The 14257-nt window shown below is 61.1% G+C and carries 13 protein-coding genes; 10 read left to right on the plus strand and 3 right to left on the minus strand.

Features of this window, described 5'->3' with window-relative positions; genetic code table 11:
• The first annotated feature begins 49 nt into the window (after positions 1 to 49).
• The 5 genes from miaB (at position 50) to lnt (ending at position 5473) form a co-directional block, all read left to right on the plus strand.
• The gene (gene miaB, locus LVW35_RS25075; protein WP_233892476.1) at positions 50 to 1378 is read left to right on the plus strand and encodes a tRNA (N6-isopentenyl adenosine(37)-C2)-methylthiotransferase MiaB; all 1329 of its coding nucleotides are present in this window, start codon (positions 50 to 52) and stop codon (positions 1376 to 1378) included.
• A gap of 226 nt (positions 1379 to 1604) precedes the next feature.
• Positions 1605 to 2609, plus strand: coding sequence for a PhoH family protein (locus LVW35_RS25080; RefSeq protein ID WP_233892477.1), 1005 nt, complete (start codon positions 1605 to 1607; stop codon positions 2607 to 2609).
• Positions 2602 to 3060, plus strand: coding sequence for an rRNA maturation RNase YbeY (gene ybeY, locus LVW35_RS25085; RefSeq protein ID WP_233892479.1), 459 nt, complete (start codon positions 2602 to 2604; stop codon positions 3058 to 3060). The genes LVW35_RS25080 and ybeY overlap by 8 nt, the downstream gene beginning before the upstream one ends.
• 41 nt (positions 3061 to 3101) lie before the next feature.
• Positions 3102 to 3941 carry an HlyC/CorC family transporter gene (locus LVW35_RS25090; protein WP_010206772.1) on the plus strand — a complete coding sequence of 280 codons (840 nt, stop codon included), beginning with the start codon at positions 3102 to 3104 and terminating at the stop codon, positions 3939 to 3941.
• 8 nt (positions 3942 to 3949) lie between these two features.
• Positions 3950 to 5473, plus strand: a complete 1524-nt coding sequence (lnt, locus tag LVW35_RS25095; RefSeq protein ID WP_233892480.1) for an apolipoprotein N-acyltransferase — start codon at positions 3950 to 3952, stop codon at positions 5471 to 5473.
• A gap of 58 nt (positions 5474 to 5531) precedes the next feature.
• Here lnt and LVW35_RS25100 read toward each other — a convergent pair whose 3' ends face one another.
• Both LVW35_RS25100 and LVW35_RS25105 read right to left on the minus strand, forming a co-directional pair.
• Entirely contained in the window at positions 5532 to 6293 is a 762-nt protein-coding gene (locus LVW35_RS25100) for a YdcF family protein (RefSeq protein ID WP_233892481.1), read from the minus strand.
• A gap of 99 nt (positions 6294 to 6392) precedes the next feature.
• Positions 6393 to 6710 carry a hypothetical protein gene (locus tag LVW35_RS25105; protein WP_233892482.1) on the minus strand — a complete coding sequence of 106 codons (318 nt, stop codon included), beginning with the start codon at positions 6708 to 6710 and terminating at the stop codon, positions 6393 to 6395.
• A gap of 262 nt (positions 6711 to 6972) precedes the next feature.
• Between LVW35_RS25105 and leuS the strand changes: the two genes are divergently transcribed.
• The 5 genes from leuS to LVW35_RS25130 all read left to right on the plus strand — a co-directional run bounded on the left by leuS (position 6973) and on the right by LVW35_RS25130 (position 13133).
• Positions 6973 to 9579, plus strand: a complete 2607-nt coding sequence (leuS, locus tag LVW35_RS25110) for a leucine--tRNA ligase (RefSeq protein ID WP_233892483.1) — start codon at positions 6973 to 6975, stop codon at positions 9577 to 9579.
• Positions 9580 to 9667: 88 nt separating this feature from the next.
• Positions 9668 to 10273, plus strand: coding sequence for an LPS-assembly lipoprotein LptE (locus LVW35_RS25115; RefSeq protein WP_233892484.1), 606 nt, complete (start codon positions 9668 to 9670; stop codon positions 10271 to 10273).
• 39 nt (positions 10274 to 10312) lie between these two features.
• Positions 10313 to 11350, plus strand: coding sequence for a DNA polymerase III subunit delta (holA, locus tag LVW35_RS25120; protein WP_233892485.1), 1038 nt, complete (start codon positions 10313 to 10315; stop codon positions 11348 to 11350).
• Positions 11351 to 11581: 231 nt separating this feature from the next.
• Positions 11582 to 11746: an alternative ribosome rescue factor ArfA gene (gene arfA / locus LVW35_RS25125; protein ID WP_003176285.1), complete on the plus strand. Its 165-nt coding sequence runs from the start codon at positions 11582 to 11584 to the stop codon at positions 11744 to 11746.
• A 61-nt stretch (positions 11747 to 11807) separates the two neighbouring features.
• Positions 11808 to 13133 (plus strand): lytic murein transglycosylase, encoded by a 1326-nt coding sequence (locus LVW35_RS25130; RefSeq protein WP_233892486.1) that lies wholly within the window; start codon positions 11808 to 11810, stop codon positions 13131 to 13133.
• Positions 13134 to 13247: 114 nt separating this feature from the next.
• Here LVW35_RS25130 and LVW35_RS25135 read toward each other — a convergent pair whose 3' ends face one another.
• A complete protein-coding gene (locus tag LVW35_RS25135; RefSeq protein WP_233892488.1) occupies positions 13248 to 14168 on the minus strand; it encodes a S66 peptidase family protein in 921 nt (306 codons plus the stop codon).
• Positions 14169 to 14257: the final 89 nt, after the last annotated feature.

Below are 14257 nucleotides of genomic sequence, written 5' to 3' on the forward strand. Positions count from 1 at the left end.
GACATGCCCCCTATAATGCGCGGTTCTTTACCACCAGTTGACGATTCCCATGGCCAAGAAGCTTTACATCGAAACCCACGGTTGCCAGATGAACGAGTACGACAGCTCGCGCATGGTCGATCTGCTGGGCGAACACCAGGCCCTGGAAGTCACCGCCCGCGCCGAAGATGCCGACGTGATCCTGCTCAATACCTGCTCGATCCGCGAGCGGGCCCAGGACCGTGTGTACTCGCAACTGGGCCGCTGGCGCGAGTTGAAACTGGCCAACCCGGACATGGTAATCGCCGTCGGCGGTTGCGTGGCCAGCCAGGAAGGCGCCGCGATCCGCGACCGCGCGCCGTATGTCGATGTGGTCTTCGGCCCGCAGACCCTGCACCGCTTGCCGGAAATGATCGACGCCGCGCGCTTCACCAAGCTGCCGCAGGTCGACGTGTCGTTCCCGGAGATCGAAAAATTCGACCACTTGCCCGAGCCACGTATCGATGGGCCAAGCGCCTACGTGTCGGTCATGGAAGGCTGCAGCAAGTACTGCACCTTCTGCGTAGTGCCTTACACCCGAGGCGAAGAAGTCAGCCGGCCGTTTGACGACGTGCTGTCGGAAATCATCCACCTGGCCGAAAACGGCGTGCGCGAAGTGACCCTGCTGGGCCAGAACGTCAACGGCTATCGCGGCCTGACAGAAGACGGCCGCCTGGCCGACCTGGCGGAGCTGATCCGCGTGGTGGCTGCCGTGGACGGTATCGAGCGCATCCGCTACACCACCTCGCACCCGCTGGAGTTCTCCGACAGCCTGATCCAGGCCCACGCCGAAGTGCCGGAACTGGTCAAGCACCTGCATTTGCCAGTGCAATCGGGTTCGGACCGTATCCTGTCGGCGATGAAGCGCAACCACACGGCCCTGGAATACAAATCCAAACTGCGCAAATTGCGCGCGGCGGTGCCGGGCATTTGTATCAGCTCGGACTTTATCGTCGGCTTCCCCGGCGAGACCGAGAAAGACTTCGAGCAGACCATGAAGCTGATCGAAGACGTCGGCTTCGACTTCTCGTACTCATTCGTCTACAGCCAGCGCCCCGGCACCCCGGCGGCCGATCTGGCGGATGAAACCCCGGAAGCGCTGAAAAAAGAGCGCCTCAATGCGCTGCAACACCGCTTGAACCAACAGGGTTTCGAGATCAGCCGACAAATGGTCGGTTCCACTCAGCGTATCCTGGTCACCGACTACTCGAAAAAAGACCCGGGCGAACTGCAAGGCCGCACCGAGAACAACCGAATCGTAAACTTCCGTTGCGACAATCCAACCTTGATTGGCCAGTTTGCCGATGTGCACATCGATGCGGCGCAGCCGCACTCGTTGCGTGGGTCGTTGATCCCGTAATCCATCGGTATCACTGACTGACGAAGATCAAAATGCAGGAGCGGGCTTGCTCGCGAAAGCGCTGGATCAGTCACTGCATGGGTTGACTGACAGACCGCTTTCGCGAGCAAGCCCGCCCCCACATTTAGACCGCGCAGCATTCCGATAACGTAAGTGCTTTCGTACCCGCGCCACTGGCGTTATTCTCTATTTCACCTCAACAGCCAAAGGGCGGCTAAAAGCGACCTTGAACGCACCTATAGCAGAACCCCATCGTTTTATTCTCGAGCCCTTTGAGGCTCGCCGTTTCGCCAACCTGTGCGGACAGTTCGACGAGCACCTGCGCCTGATCGAACAACGCCTGAGCATCGAGATCCGCAACCGCGGCAACCAGTTCGAGCTCATTGGTGAACCCCAACACACCACGTCCGCAGAAAACCTGCTGCGCCGTCTCTACCGCGAAACCAAGGGTAGCGAGCTGTCACCGGAAACCGTGCACCTGTACCTGCAGGAATCGGCCGTGGAAGACCTGGCCAACAACCCTGTGGCCGAAGCCAGCGTGGCCCTTCGTACCAAAAAAGGCATGATTCGCCCCCGCGGCTTGAATCAGCAGAAGTACGTCAAGGAAATCCTCGGCAACGACATCAATTTCGGCATCGGCCCGGCCGGTACCGGCAAGACCTACCTGGCCGTGGCCTGCGCGGTTGACGCGCTGGAGCGTGAGCAAGTGCGCCGCATCCTGCTGGTGCGCCCGGCGGTCGAGGCCGGCGAAAAGCTCGGCTTCCTGCCCGGCGACCTGGCCCAGAAGATCGACCCGTACCTGCGCCCGCTCTACGACGCGCTGTACGAGATGCTCGGCTTCGAATACGTGGCCAAGCTGATCGAACGCCAGGTGATCGAGATCGCCCCGCTGGCCTACATGCGCGGTCGTACCTTGAACAACAGTTTCATCATCCTCGACGAAAGCCAGAACACCACCGTCGAGCAGATGAAGATGTTCCTCACACGGATCGGCTTCGGCTCCACTGCCGTGATCACTGGCGACGTCACCCAGGTCGACCTGCCCAAGGGCACCAAGTCGGGCCTGGCCCAGGTGATCGAGGTGCTCAAGGACGTGCCGGGCATCAGCTTCACCCACTTCATGCCCAAAGACGTGGTCCGCCACCCGCTGGTGCAGCGCATTGTCGAAGCCTACGAGCGCTTCGACCATCGCGACGACGCGCCGGCCAAGGACGTTCACCGCGATGCTTGAGCTTGACCTGCAACTGGCCACCGAAGCGCCCGTCCCCAGCGAAGCCCAGTTCCGCCAATGGTGCACCCTGGCCCTGCGCCAGCGCACCGCTGACTCGGAACTGACCATTCGCCTGGTGGACGAGCCCGAAGGCCGCGAGCTGAACCACACCTGGCGCCAGAAGGACTATGCGACCAACGTGCTGTCCTTCCCCGCCGACGTACCGGATGAACTGCTGGATATCCCGTTGCTGGGCGACCTGGTCATCTGTGTCGCGGTGGTGGAGCGCGAGGCAAAAGAACAAGGCAAGGAACTGGAAGCCCATTGGGCCCATCTAGTTATCCACGGCTGCTTGCATCTCTTGGGTTACGACCATATAGACGATGACGAAGCCGAGGAAATGGAATCACTGGAACAAACGTTGCTTGCGCAATTGGGTCATCCGGACCCGTATGCCGACGACGAAGCTTAAAAACACTCAACTGTAACAATAAAGGATTCAGAGTAATCGCTATGAGCGAAGACCGATCGAGCAACGGGCAGAAGTCATGGCTGGGTAAACTGACCCAGGCTTTTGCCCACGAGCCGAAAAACCGCCAGGAACTGCTTGAGCTGCTGCGCGAGGCCCATCAGAACAAGTTGCTGGACAGCGAAGCGCTGGCCATCGTCGAAGGCGCCATCCAGGTGGCTGACCTGCAAGTACGCGACATCATGGTCCCGCGCTCGCAGATGATCAGCATCAAGGCGACCCAGACTCCACGGGAATTCCTCCCGGCCGTGATCGATTCGGCGCACTCGCGCTACCCGGTGATCGGCGAAAGTCATGACGACGTCATGGGCGTCCTGCTGGCCAAGGACCTGCTGCCGCTGATCCTCAAGGAGAATGGCGACAGTTTCAACATCAAGGACCTGCTGCGTCCAGCCACTTTCGTGCCTGAATCCAAGCGCCTCAATGTGTTGCTGCGTGAATTCCGCGCCAACCACAATCACATGGCCATCGTGATCGACGAATACGGCGGCGTCGCCGGCCTGGTAACGATTGAAGACGTGCTGGAACAGATCGTCGGCGATATCGAAGACGAGCATGACGTCGAAGAAGACAGCTACATCAAGCCACTGCCCAGCGGTGATTTCCTGATCAAGGCGCTGACGCCGATCGAGAACTTCAACGAGTTCTTCGACAGCGAGTTCTCCGATGATGAGTTCGATACCGTGGGTGGCCTGGTGATGAGTGCGTTTGGTCATCTGCCAAAGCGTAACGAAACCACCGAGATCGGCGCGTATCGCTTCCGCATCCTGAATGCCGACAGTCGTCGCATCCACTTGATCCGCCTGACACCTATTGCCCGCTAAGGATTGATATGCGCCGTCTGACCCGCCCCGGCTGGCCCGGTAATTTGCTGGCCGTGGTGGCCGGCGCCATCACCACCCTGGCGCTGGCGCCGTTCGACCTGTGGCCGTTTGCGCTGGTCGCGGTCGGCTTGTTCTACGTGGGGCTGCGGGACCTGAGCCCGCGCCAGGCCCTGGGGCGTGGCTGGTGTTTTGGTTTCGGCCTGTTCGGCGCCGGCACCAGCTGGATCTACTACAGCATCCACCACTTCGGCGGCGCTTCGGTGCTGCTGGCGGGTTTTCTGATGCTGCTGTTCACCGCTGCCATCGCCTGGTTCTTCGCCCTGCCCGCTTGGCTGTGGGCGCGTTGGTTGCGGCGTAACGAGGCGCCGTTGGCGGATGCGCTGACATTTGCCGCGTTGTGGGTAGGCCAGGAAGCGTTCCGTGGCTGGTTCCTGACGGGGTTTCCGTGGCTGTACTCCGGCTACAGCCAGCTTGACGGCCCGCTGACGGGCTTGGCCCCAGTGGGTGGCATGTGGCTGATTTCCTTTGCCCTGGCACTGACCGCAGCGCTGCTGTGCAACCTGCCGCGCCTGCTGGCCGGCAAGCGCAACGCGTTTATTAGCGCGGGTCTGGTGCTGTTGGTCGCGCCTTGGGCGATCGGCCTGGCGCTCAAGCATCACGCCTGGACCAGCCCGTCCGGCGCGCCGCTGACCGTGGCCGCTATCCAGGGCAACGTCGAACAAAGCATGAAGTGGGACCCGGAACAGCTCAATGCGCAGCTCGCGCTGTACCGCGACATGAGCTTCACCTCCAAGCCCGTCGACCTGCTGGTATGGCCGGAAACTGCCGTGCCGGTGCTCAAGGAGTCCGTTGAAGGCTACCTGGGCATGATGGGCAAGTTCGCCGCCGACCGGCACACCGCGCTGATCACCGGCGTACCGATCCGCCAGGAAGTGCATCACCAGAAGCGCTACTTCAACGGCATCACCGTGGTTGGCGAAGGCGACGGCACCTACCTCAAGCAGAAGCTGGTGCCCTTTGGCGAGTACGTGCCGTTGCAGGACATGCTGCGCGGCCTGATTGCTTTCTTTGATCTGCCGATGTCGGACTTCGCTCGCGGCCCTGCTGACCAGGCGATGCTGCAGGCCAAGGGCTATCAGATTGCGCCGTTCATCTGCTACGAAGTGGTGTACCCGGAATTCGCCGCCGGCCTGTCGGCCCAGAGCGATCTGCTGCTGACTATCAGCAACGACACCTGGTTCGGCCGCTCCATCGGCCCGTTGCAACACCTGCAAATGGCGCAGATGCGTGCGCTGGAAGCGGGGCGCTGGATGATCCGCGCCACCAACAATGGGGTTACCGGCCTGATCAACCCGTTCGGGCAGATCACCTCGCAGATCCCGCAATTCGAGCGCGGCATCCTCTACGGTGAAGTGGTGCCGATGCACAACCTCACCCCGTACCTGCAATGGCGCTCATGGCCGTTGATCATTGTGTGCCTGGTATTGTTCGGCTGGGCGCTGCTCGCGGGCCGGATGTCCAAGACAGTCTGACAAACAAACACAAAATCCATGTGGGAGCGGGCTTGCTCCCACATTTGGATTTGCGGTGTTATCGGTAGAACAACCGGTAGCCCAACTGACCCACCGCTTCATTGATCAATTGCCCGCTCTGCCAGATCGACTTGAACTCCGGCATCCACCCGCCCAGCGGCCGGGCGTTGTCCACGCCCAGGAAACCCACGGGCGCCGGTACCACGGTGAAGCCCGCCTTTTCAAAGCTCCAGACCGAACGCGGCATGTGCCAGGCCTGGGTCACCACCACCACGCGCTTGATGCCCTCAGGCAATAGAATCTCGGCGCTCATCTGCGCATTTTCCCAGGTGGTGCGACTGCGCTCCTCCTTCCAGCGCACCGCAACACCAAAATCATCCTGCATCGACACCGCCATCAACGCCGCTTCGCTGGGTGGTGTGCCGTAATGCAGGCCGCCAGTGGTCAGCACCGGCAGCCCGGAGGCTTTAACCAATCGTGCGGCATAGCGTTGGCGCTCGAGGCCGGTACCGGTAGGCTGGTCAGTGCCCCAGGCCGGGTCGCCGCGCTCACGCCCCGAGCCCAGCACCACGATGGCGTCGGCGCGCTGGGCCAGGGTCGACCAGTCTTCCCGCGCCAATGGCGGTTCGGTTTCCAAAGCCCGCGCCCCCCACTCCACCATCACCGGCAGGCTGACCAGCCACATGCCCCCAAACCCCAGGACAAAGCAGCAAGCCGCCAATCGCGGACGGCTGCGACGAAACCACCAGGCAAGCGCCAGCAACAGCAAGAGAATGCCGGGCGGCAGGAGCAGTTGTTTGATGAAGTAACGAATAGGCATCGGGCATCTCCATAGATGCCCGAAGCCTAAGGTGTAACGGGGTTTAGCGACAATCTTTACAGTGCCATGGCGCGATGATGCAGTTCAGGGGGGAATGAACTACTTGTAGCGGGCGGACCGGAGCTTTTCCGGGCCACGACCGGCCGACAAGTCCTTGAGCCACACCACCTTGGCTGAGTGCGTAGGCTCCTTGGCTGGCGGGGTTGCCACCCAGGGAGGCGCACTGCGCCCATTGCGTTCCAGATAAGCCTTGATCAATTCCAGCTCCGCGCGGCTAAGACCACGCAGTTCCAACTCAACAGGCCGTTCATCACGCAATCGGCCCGCTGTCCTCGCTGCATCCAATGCACGACCCAATCGGTCGATCAGTCCTTCATAGATATCCGGTTTCGTTACGATTCGCTGCGATTCAACCATCCCCTCACCTCATTGAAGATATGACTCACTCCCCAATAAACAGCGTAGTCCCCATGGCTGCACCTGCTTGGCGCCGCGACAGACGGCCCTGCCTGCGCAATCAGGGTTTCCCTCGATAGAGTGGGGTCATGTATGCTACGGCGCTTCCTGTAACTCCACTTCCCGCAGGGTTTGGGCACGGACACGCCGCTTTTTGGTGTCGATCAACCTGAACGCTGCACCGAAGAGGATTAGGCCACCCCTATTCAGTTCAAAAGTAGCCATGCACGAACAATATCAGCCCCGTGAAATAGAAAATGCCGCCCAAACCTTCTGGGACGAACAAAAGTCCTTTGAAGTCAGTGAACAGCCAGGCAAGGAGACTTACTACTGCCTATCGATGTTCCCTTACCCCAGCGGCAAGCTACACATGGGGCACGTGCGTAACTACACCATCGGCGACGTGATTTCCCGTTACCAGCGCATGCAAGGCAAGAACGTTCTGCAACCCATGGGTTGGGACGCCTTCGGCATGCCGGCGGAAAACGCCGCGATGAAAAACAACGTAGCCCCCGCCAAGTGGACCTACGAAAACATCGCCTACATGAAGACCCAGCTGCGCAGCCTGGGCTTGGCGGTGGACTGGTCTCGCGAAGTGACCACCTGCAAGCCGGATTACTACCGCTGGGAACAATGGCTGTTCACGCGCCTGTTCGAAAAAGGCGTGATCTACAAAAAAAGCGGCACCGTGAACTGGGACCCGCTGGACCAGACCGTACTGGCCAATGAACAAGTGATCGACGGCCGTGGCTGGCGTTCCGGCGCGCTGATCGAAAAGCGCGAAATCCCGATGTACTACTTCAAGATTACCGCCTACGCGGATGAGCTCTTGTCGAGCCTCGACGACCTGCCGGGCTGGCCTGAACAGGTCAAGACCATGCAGCGCAACTGGATCGGCAAGTCCAAGGGCATGGAAGTGCAGTTCCCGTACAACGTCGATTCGATCGGCGAAGCGGGCGCGCTCAAAGTCTTCACCACCCGCCCAGATACCCTGATGGGCGCGACTTACGTCGCCGTGGCCGCCGAACACCCGCTGGCCACCCAGGCCGCACAGAACAACCCCGAGCTGCAGGCGTTCATCGCCGAATGCAAAGGCGGCAGCGTGGCCGAAGCCGACGTCGCCACCCAGGAGAAAAAAGGCCTGCCGACCGGGCTGTTTGTTGAACATCCATTGACGGGCGAGAAGCTGCCAGTCTGGGTCGCCAACTACGTGCTGATGCACTATGGCGATGGCGCCGTAATGGCTGTGCCCGCTCACGACGAGCGCGATTTCGAATTTGCCACCAAATACAACCTGCCGATCAAATCCGTGGTGCGCACCAGCTCGGGCGATACCCACCCGGCCCCATGGCAAGACGCCTACGGTGAGCACGGTGAGCTGATCAATTCCGGCGAGTTCGACGGCCTGGACTTCCAAGGCGCTTTCGACGCGATCGAAGTTGCACTGATCAAGAAAAACCTGGGCGCTTCGCGCACTCAGTTCCGCCTTCGCGACTGGGGCATCAGCCGTCAGCGCTACTGGGGCTGCCCGATCCCGATCATCCACTGCGAAAGCTGTGGCGACGTGCCAGTACCGGAAGATCAACTGCCGGTCGTTCTGCCGGAAGACGTGGTGCCGGACGGCGCCGGTTCGCCTTTGGCGCGAATGCCCGAGTTCTACGAATGCAGCTGCCCGAAATGCGGCCAGCCTGCCAAGCGTGAAACCGACACCATGGACACCTTCGTCGAGTCCTCGTGGTACTACGCGCGCTATGCCTCGCCACACTATGAAGGCGGCCTGGTAGAAAAATCCGCGGCCGACCACTGGCTGCCGGTGGATCAGTACATCGGCGGTATCGAACACGCTATCCTTCACTTGCTGTACGCGCGCTTCTTCCACAAGCTGATGCGTGACGAAGGCCTGGTAAGCTCCGATGAGCCGTTCAAGAACCTGCTGACCCAAGGCATGGTAGTCGCCGAGACCTACTATCGCCGTGAAGCCAACGGTGCTTATACCTGGTTCAACCCGGCTGACGTCGAACTCGAGCGCGACAGCAAGGCCAAGGTCATCAGCGCCAAGCTGATCGCCGACGGCCTGCCGGTGGAAATCGGCGGTACCGAGAAGATGGCCAAGTCGAAGAACAACGGCGTCGACCCACAGTCGATGATCGACCAGTTCGGCGCCGACACCTGCCGCCTGTTCATGATGTTCGCCTCGCCGCCCGACATGAGCGCCGAATGGTCCGACTCCGGCGTCGAAGGTTCGCACCGTTTCCTCAAACGCGTCTGGCGCCTGGCGCACGCCCATATCAGCCAGGGTCTGCCGGGCAAACTGGACGTGGGGGCCTTGAGCGACGAGCAGAAACTCATTCGCCGCAGCACCCACCTGGCCATCAAGCAAGCCAGCCAGGACGTGGGCCAGAACCACAAGTTCAACACCGCCATCGCCCAAGTGATGACGCTGATGAACGTGCTGGAAAAAGCACCACAAGCCACTGAACAGGATCGCGCACTGGTACAGGAAGGCCTGGAAACGGTCACCCTGCTGCTGGCACCGATCACGCCGCACATCAGCCACGACCTGTGGAACCGCCTGGGCCACAGCGACGCTGTCATTGATGCGCGCTGGCCGGTGCAGGATGATAGCGCCCTGGTGCAGGACACGCTGCAACTGGTGATCCAGGTCAACGGTAAACTGCGTGGCCAGATCGACATGCCGGCCACGGCCAGCCGCGAAGACGTCGAGGCGGCTGCCCGCGTCAACGAAAACGTGCTGCGCTTTACCGAAGGCCTGACGATCCGCAAAGTGATCGTGGTGCCTGGCAAACTGGTCAATATCGTCGCTAGCTAATCGGATCGGGCGCAGGCTTCTAGCCCTGCGCCGAACAAAGCCTTCAGGGCCTCGATAAGGCCCACATGGTTTCAAGGGGAGCAACAAAATGATCAAACGCAATTTGCTGGTGATGGGCCTTGCCGTGCTGCTGAGCGCTTGCGGCTTCCAGCTGCGCGGCACCGGCACCAACGATCTGGCGATCAAGGAACTGGACGTCAGCGCCCGTAATGCCTATGGCGATACCGTGACGCAGTTGCGCCAGGTTCTGAAAAACAGCGGCGTTCATGTCTACACCGGCGCGACGTACAAACTGTTTCTGGTGGACGAGAGAGAAACCCAGCGTAACCTGAGCTACGCCAGCGCCGGCCGTGCATCCGACATCGAGCTGAGCACCGAATTGAGCTTTCAAATCCAGGGCCGCGACCATCTGCCGTTGATGGGTGACAAAATCCAGGTTCAGAAGGTCGTGAGCCACGATGGCAACAACCTGGTGGGCTCGGACTCGGAAATCGTTCAAGTGCGCAAGGAGATGCGTCGTGAGCTGGTCCAGCGCATGATCCTGCGTCTGCAACTGCTGACGCCGGCTCAATTGGAAGCCCTGCAGCAAGCCGCTGACAACAAGGCCAAGGCCGATGCTGACGCGCTGAAAGCCGCCCAAGAGTACGAAGACAACACGCCGAAACAATCGCCTGTTGAAGTACCTGTCGAGTAAGCCAGACGGGGCGCCCCAAGCGCCCCGTTCGCCCTGCCTATGAAACTCGCCCCCGCCCAACTCGCCAAACACCTGCAAGGTGGCCTTGAGCCTGTCTATATCGTCAGCGGCGATGATCCGCTGCTGTGCCAGGAAGCCGCCGACGCCATCCGCACGGCTGCACGCCAGCAAGGCTTCGACGAGCGTCAGGTCTTCAGCGCCGACGCCAGTTTCGACTGGGGCACGCTGCTGCAAGCTGGCGCGAGCATGTCGCTGTTTGCCGAAAAACGCCTGCTGGAGCTGCGCTTGCCTTCGGGCAAGCCGGGCGACAAAGGCGCGGCAGCCTTAATGGAATACTGCTCGCGGCCTGCTGAAGACACAGTGCTGTTGATCAGCCTGCCCAAGCTCGACGGCAGTGCGCAGAAAACCAAATGGGGCAAGGCCCTGGTGGAAGGGGCGCAAACCCAGTTCATCCAGATCTGGCCAGTGGACAGCAATCAGTTACCGCAGTGGATTCGTCAGCGCCTGTCCCAATCGGGGCTGTCGGCGACCCAGGACGCCGTGGAGCTGATTGCCGCTCGGGTCGAAGGCAACTTGCTGGCCGCCGCCCAGGAGATCGAAAAGCTCAAGCTGATGGCCGAAGACGGGCAGATTACCGTCGAGACCGTCCAAGGCGCCGTGGCGGATAGCGCGCGTTTTGATGTGTTCGGTTTGGTGGACGCAATTCTCAATGGCGAGCCCGCTCACGCCCTGCGCATGCTCGAAGGCCTGCGCGGCGAAGGTGTAGAGCCCCCGGTGATTCTCTGGGCCCTGGCCCGGGAACTGCGCGTGCTGGCCAATATCGCCCTGCAATACAGCCAGGGTACGCCGCTGGACAAGGCCTTCAGCCAAGCCCGTCCGCCGGTATGGGACAAGCGCAAACCCCTGATGAGCAAAGCGCTGCAGCGGCACTCGGCGCAACGCTGGGCGCAACTGTTGCTGGAAGCGCAGCGTATCGACGCGCAGATCAAGGGCCAGGCGGCCGGTTCACCGTGGATGAGCCTGAGCCGTTTGTCGCTGTTAATGGCCGGCCAGCGCCTGACCCTCCCCGCTGAATAACCCGCTCTCAAAAACACCACAAATCCCATGGGGGAGCTCGCCCGCGAAGGCGGCGTGTCAGTCACTACAAGTGTCGGGTGAGCCACCGTATTCGCGAGCAAGCCCGCTCCCACATTTTGACCGTGTACACCTTCAAATTTTCTATATTTCCTACATATCGCCGGGCTTTACAGCAGCCAAACTTCGGCAGATGATTTGCACCGTTTCATCCCACCTATCGAGAGTAACAACATGAGCAAAAAGCCATCCAAGCATGGCCCCAACAAAGCCAAATCCATCATCGCCCAGCCCCTGTTCCGTAGCCGTCAGGAACGCGCCGGCAAGGGCAAAGGCAGCTACCGCCGCGAAGCCTTCCAGTCTAATAGCTGGGAGGCTTCTTACTTTCTGGCTGCCTGAAGGCAAGCGCCCCTCCGACATGATAAGGTCTGCACCTGATTTGCAATCCCTGGACCTGTGCATGCCCTCTAGTCTTTCCCGTCGTTGGCACCTTCGCCAATTGATCGCTGCCTCCAGCCTCATTCTGCTCGTCGCCTGCGCGGAGAAACCGACCGCCGCCGACGCTCAACCCCTGCCCAAGCTTCAGACCGCCCCTGTGGTAGCGCCCGCTGTCGTGGCCCCGCTGGCTGTTGACAATCTGGACATCCAACCGACCCAGACCTTTGCCGAATGGCAGGCTGGCTTCCGCGTGCAAGCCCTGCAGGCCGGCATCACTGCTGCCGTGTTCGACAACGCGTTCGCCAACATCACCCCGGACATGGCGGTCATCCGCGCCGACCGCAGCCAGCCGGAGTTTTCCCGACCGGTGTGGGAGTACCTGGACGGCGCCCTCTCGCCACTGCGCGTACGCAACGGCCAGGCGCTGCTGATCAAGTACGCCGACATCCTGCAAAGCATCGAACAGCGTTACGGCGTCGACCGCCAGGCGCTGGTGTCGGTATGGGGCATGGAAAGCAACTTCGGTCAGTTCCAGGGCAATAACTCGGTGATTCGCTCACTCGCGACCCTGGCCTATGAAGGCCGTCGCCCGGCGTTTGCCCAAGCGCAATTGCTGGCCGCGCTGCAGATCATCCAGCACGGCGATATCCAGGCCGACCAGATGAAAGGCTCTTGGGCTGGCGCCATGGGCCAGACCCAGTTTATCCCGACCACCTACAACACCCACGCCGTGGACTTCGATGGCGACGGTCGCCGCGATATCTGGAACAGCCCGGCCGACGCCCTCGCCTCCACCGCGCATTACCTGCAAAGCTCCGGCTGGCAGAAAGGCCAGCCCTGGGGTTTCGAGGTGAAACAACTGCCGGTGAATTTCGATTACGCGCTGGCCGATGGCGGCATCCGCAAGACGGTCGCTGAATGGCTGAAGCTGGGTATCCAACTGCCGCCGGGCGCAACCATGCCGCCGAATGTCGACCAACTGTCTGCCGCCCTGCTGCTGCCCGCGGGTTATCGCGGTCCGGCGTTTCTCGTACTGGACAACTTCCGCGCGATCCTCAAGTACAACAACTCGTCGTCCTACGCACTGGCGGTTGGCCTGCTGTCGGAACGTTTTGCTGGTGGTGGTGTAATTCGTGGCGATTGGCCGAAGGATGAACTGCCGTTGAGCCGTTCCCAGCGTATCGATTTGCAGACGGCCTTGAGTGCCAATGGCTATGACGCCGGCAACCCGGACGGGATTATCGGCGCTAATACGCGCAAGGCGATTCGTGCGGCGCAGCAGGCGCTGGGTTGGCCGGCGGATGGGTATCCGACGGTGAAGTTGCTGGAGTCGCTGCAGAACCGGTAGACCGTCGCACGGCAACGACCGTTATCGCAGGCAAGCCAGCTCCTACAGGGGGGATGCGTTCCAAATGTGGGAGTTGGCTTGCATGCGATAACGGCCTGACAGGCAACATGAAACTCAAGGTTTAAGCACCACATCCTGCTCCAACACCACCCGCTGCTCCCCCGCATCCAGCCTTACCAACGCGCCCATCGGCAACGTCAGGTTCGGATCACAATGCCCACTGCGCCAGCCGGCCAATACCGGAATGCCCAGCGGCGCAAAGGTCTGCTTCAGCAGCCGCTCCAACGCGACGTTATCCACGCCCGCCACATCCCCCACCAGCACGCCGGCAACTTGCGCCAGCTTGCCCGACAGGCGCAGGTGCGTGAGCAGGCGGTCGATGCGATAGATCGGCTCGTTGACATCCTCGATCAGCAGGATGATGCCGTCTGCGTCGATCTCGTAAGGCGTGCCCATCACCGCAGCGATCATCGACAGGTTGCCGCCCAGCAAGCGGCCGCAAGCGATGCCAGGCTCGATGGTGGTCAACGGGTAGGCCACCGGGTGCACCAACTCGCTACCGGCGCCCAGTTGGCCGCGCAGCAGGCTGAACAAGGAAGACTCAGTGGGTTGTTGCTTGTCGCCGAGCAGGTCGGCATTCAGCATCGGGCCGTGGAAGGTCACAAAACCTGCGTAGCGACTGATTGCCAGGTGCAACGCGGTGATGTCGCTGTAACCGACGAAGGGTTTGGGATTGGCACGCAGCAGGTCGAAGTCCAGGCTGTCGAGCAAGCGTGGCGTGCCGTAGCCGCCGCGCAAACAGAAGATGGCGTCGATTTCAGGGTGGGCGAAGGCTTTGTGAAGGTCGTTGAGGCGGGTTTTATCGCTGCCGGCAAGGTAGCCGTCGCGCTCATAGACGCCGGGGAAGATTCGCAGGTCGTAACCGCGAACGCGCATCCATTGGCCGGCTTTTTCGACGTCCAGGGTGGCGGGGCCGGCGGGAGCGATCAGGGCGATGGTGCCTTCGGGTCGCAAGACAGGTACGGCAATGCTCATCCACAATTCTCCTTGGCTGACGCGAAACGAAATGTGGGAGCGGGCTTGCTCGCGAAAGCGCAATGTCAGTCAATAAATCAGGTGACTGA

Source organism: Pseudomonas sp. HN11 (assembly GCF_021390155.1).
In the GTDB taxonomy this organism is placed as follows: Bacteria; Pseudomonadota; Gammaproteobacteria; order Pseudomonadales; family Pseudomonadaceae; genus Aquipseudomonas.

Bases quoted from the DNA above. Each gene is read 5' to 3' on its own strand.
- ybeY (WP_233892479.1), top strand. From the start codon at position 2,602: ATGCTTGAGCTTGACCTGCAACTGGCCACCGAAGCGCCCGTCCCCAGC.
- miaB (WP_233892476.1), top strand. From the start codon at position 50: ATGGCCAAGAAGCTTTACATCGAAACCCACGGTTGCCAGATGAACGAG.
- LVW35_RS25115 (WP_233892484.1), top strand. From the start codon at position 9,668: ATGATCAAACGCAATTTGCTGGTGATGGGCCTTGCCGTGCTGCTGAGC.
- LVW35_RS25105 (WP_233892482.1), bottom strand. From the start codon at position 6,710: ATGGTTGAATCGCAGCGAATCGTAACGAAACCGGATATCTATGAAGGA.
- leuS (WP_233892483.1), top strand. From the start codon at position 6,973: ATGCACGAACAATATCAGCCCCGTGAAATAGAAAATGCCGCCCAAACC.
- LVW35_RS25135 (WP_233892488.1), bottom strand. From the start codon at position 14,168: ATGAGCATTGCCGTACCTGTCTTGCGACCCGAAGGCACCATCGCCCTG.
- LVW35_RS25130 (WP_233892486.1), top strand. From the start codon at position 11,808: ATGCCCTCTAGTCTTTCCCGTCGTTGGCACCTTCGCCAATTGATCGCT.
- LVW35_RS25100 (WP_233892481.1), bottom strand. From the start codon at position 6,293: ATGCCTATTCGTTACTTCATCAAACAACTGCTCCTGCCGCCCGGCATT.
- holA (WP_233892485.1), top strand. From the start codon at position 10,313: ATGAAACTCGCCCCCGCCCAACTCGCCAAACACCTGCAAGGTGGCCTT.
- LVW35_RS25090 (WP_010206772.1), top strand. From the start codon at position 3,102: ATGAGCGAAGACCGATCGAGCAACGGGCAGAAGTCATGGCTGGGTAAA.
- arfA (WP_003176285.1), top strand. From the start codon at position 11,582: ATGAGCAAAAAGCCATCCAAGCATGGCCCCAACAAAGCCAAATCCATC.
- lnt (WP_233892480.1), top strand. From the start codon at position 3,950: ATGCGCCGTCTGACCCGCCCCGGCTGGCCCGGTAATTTGCTGGCCGTG.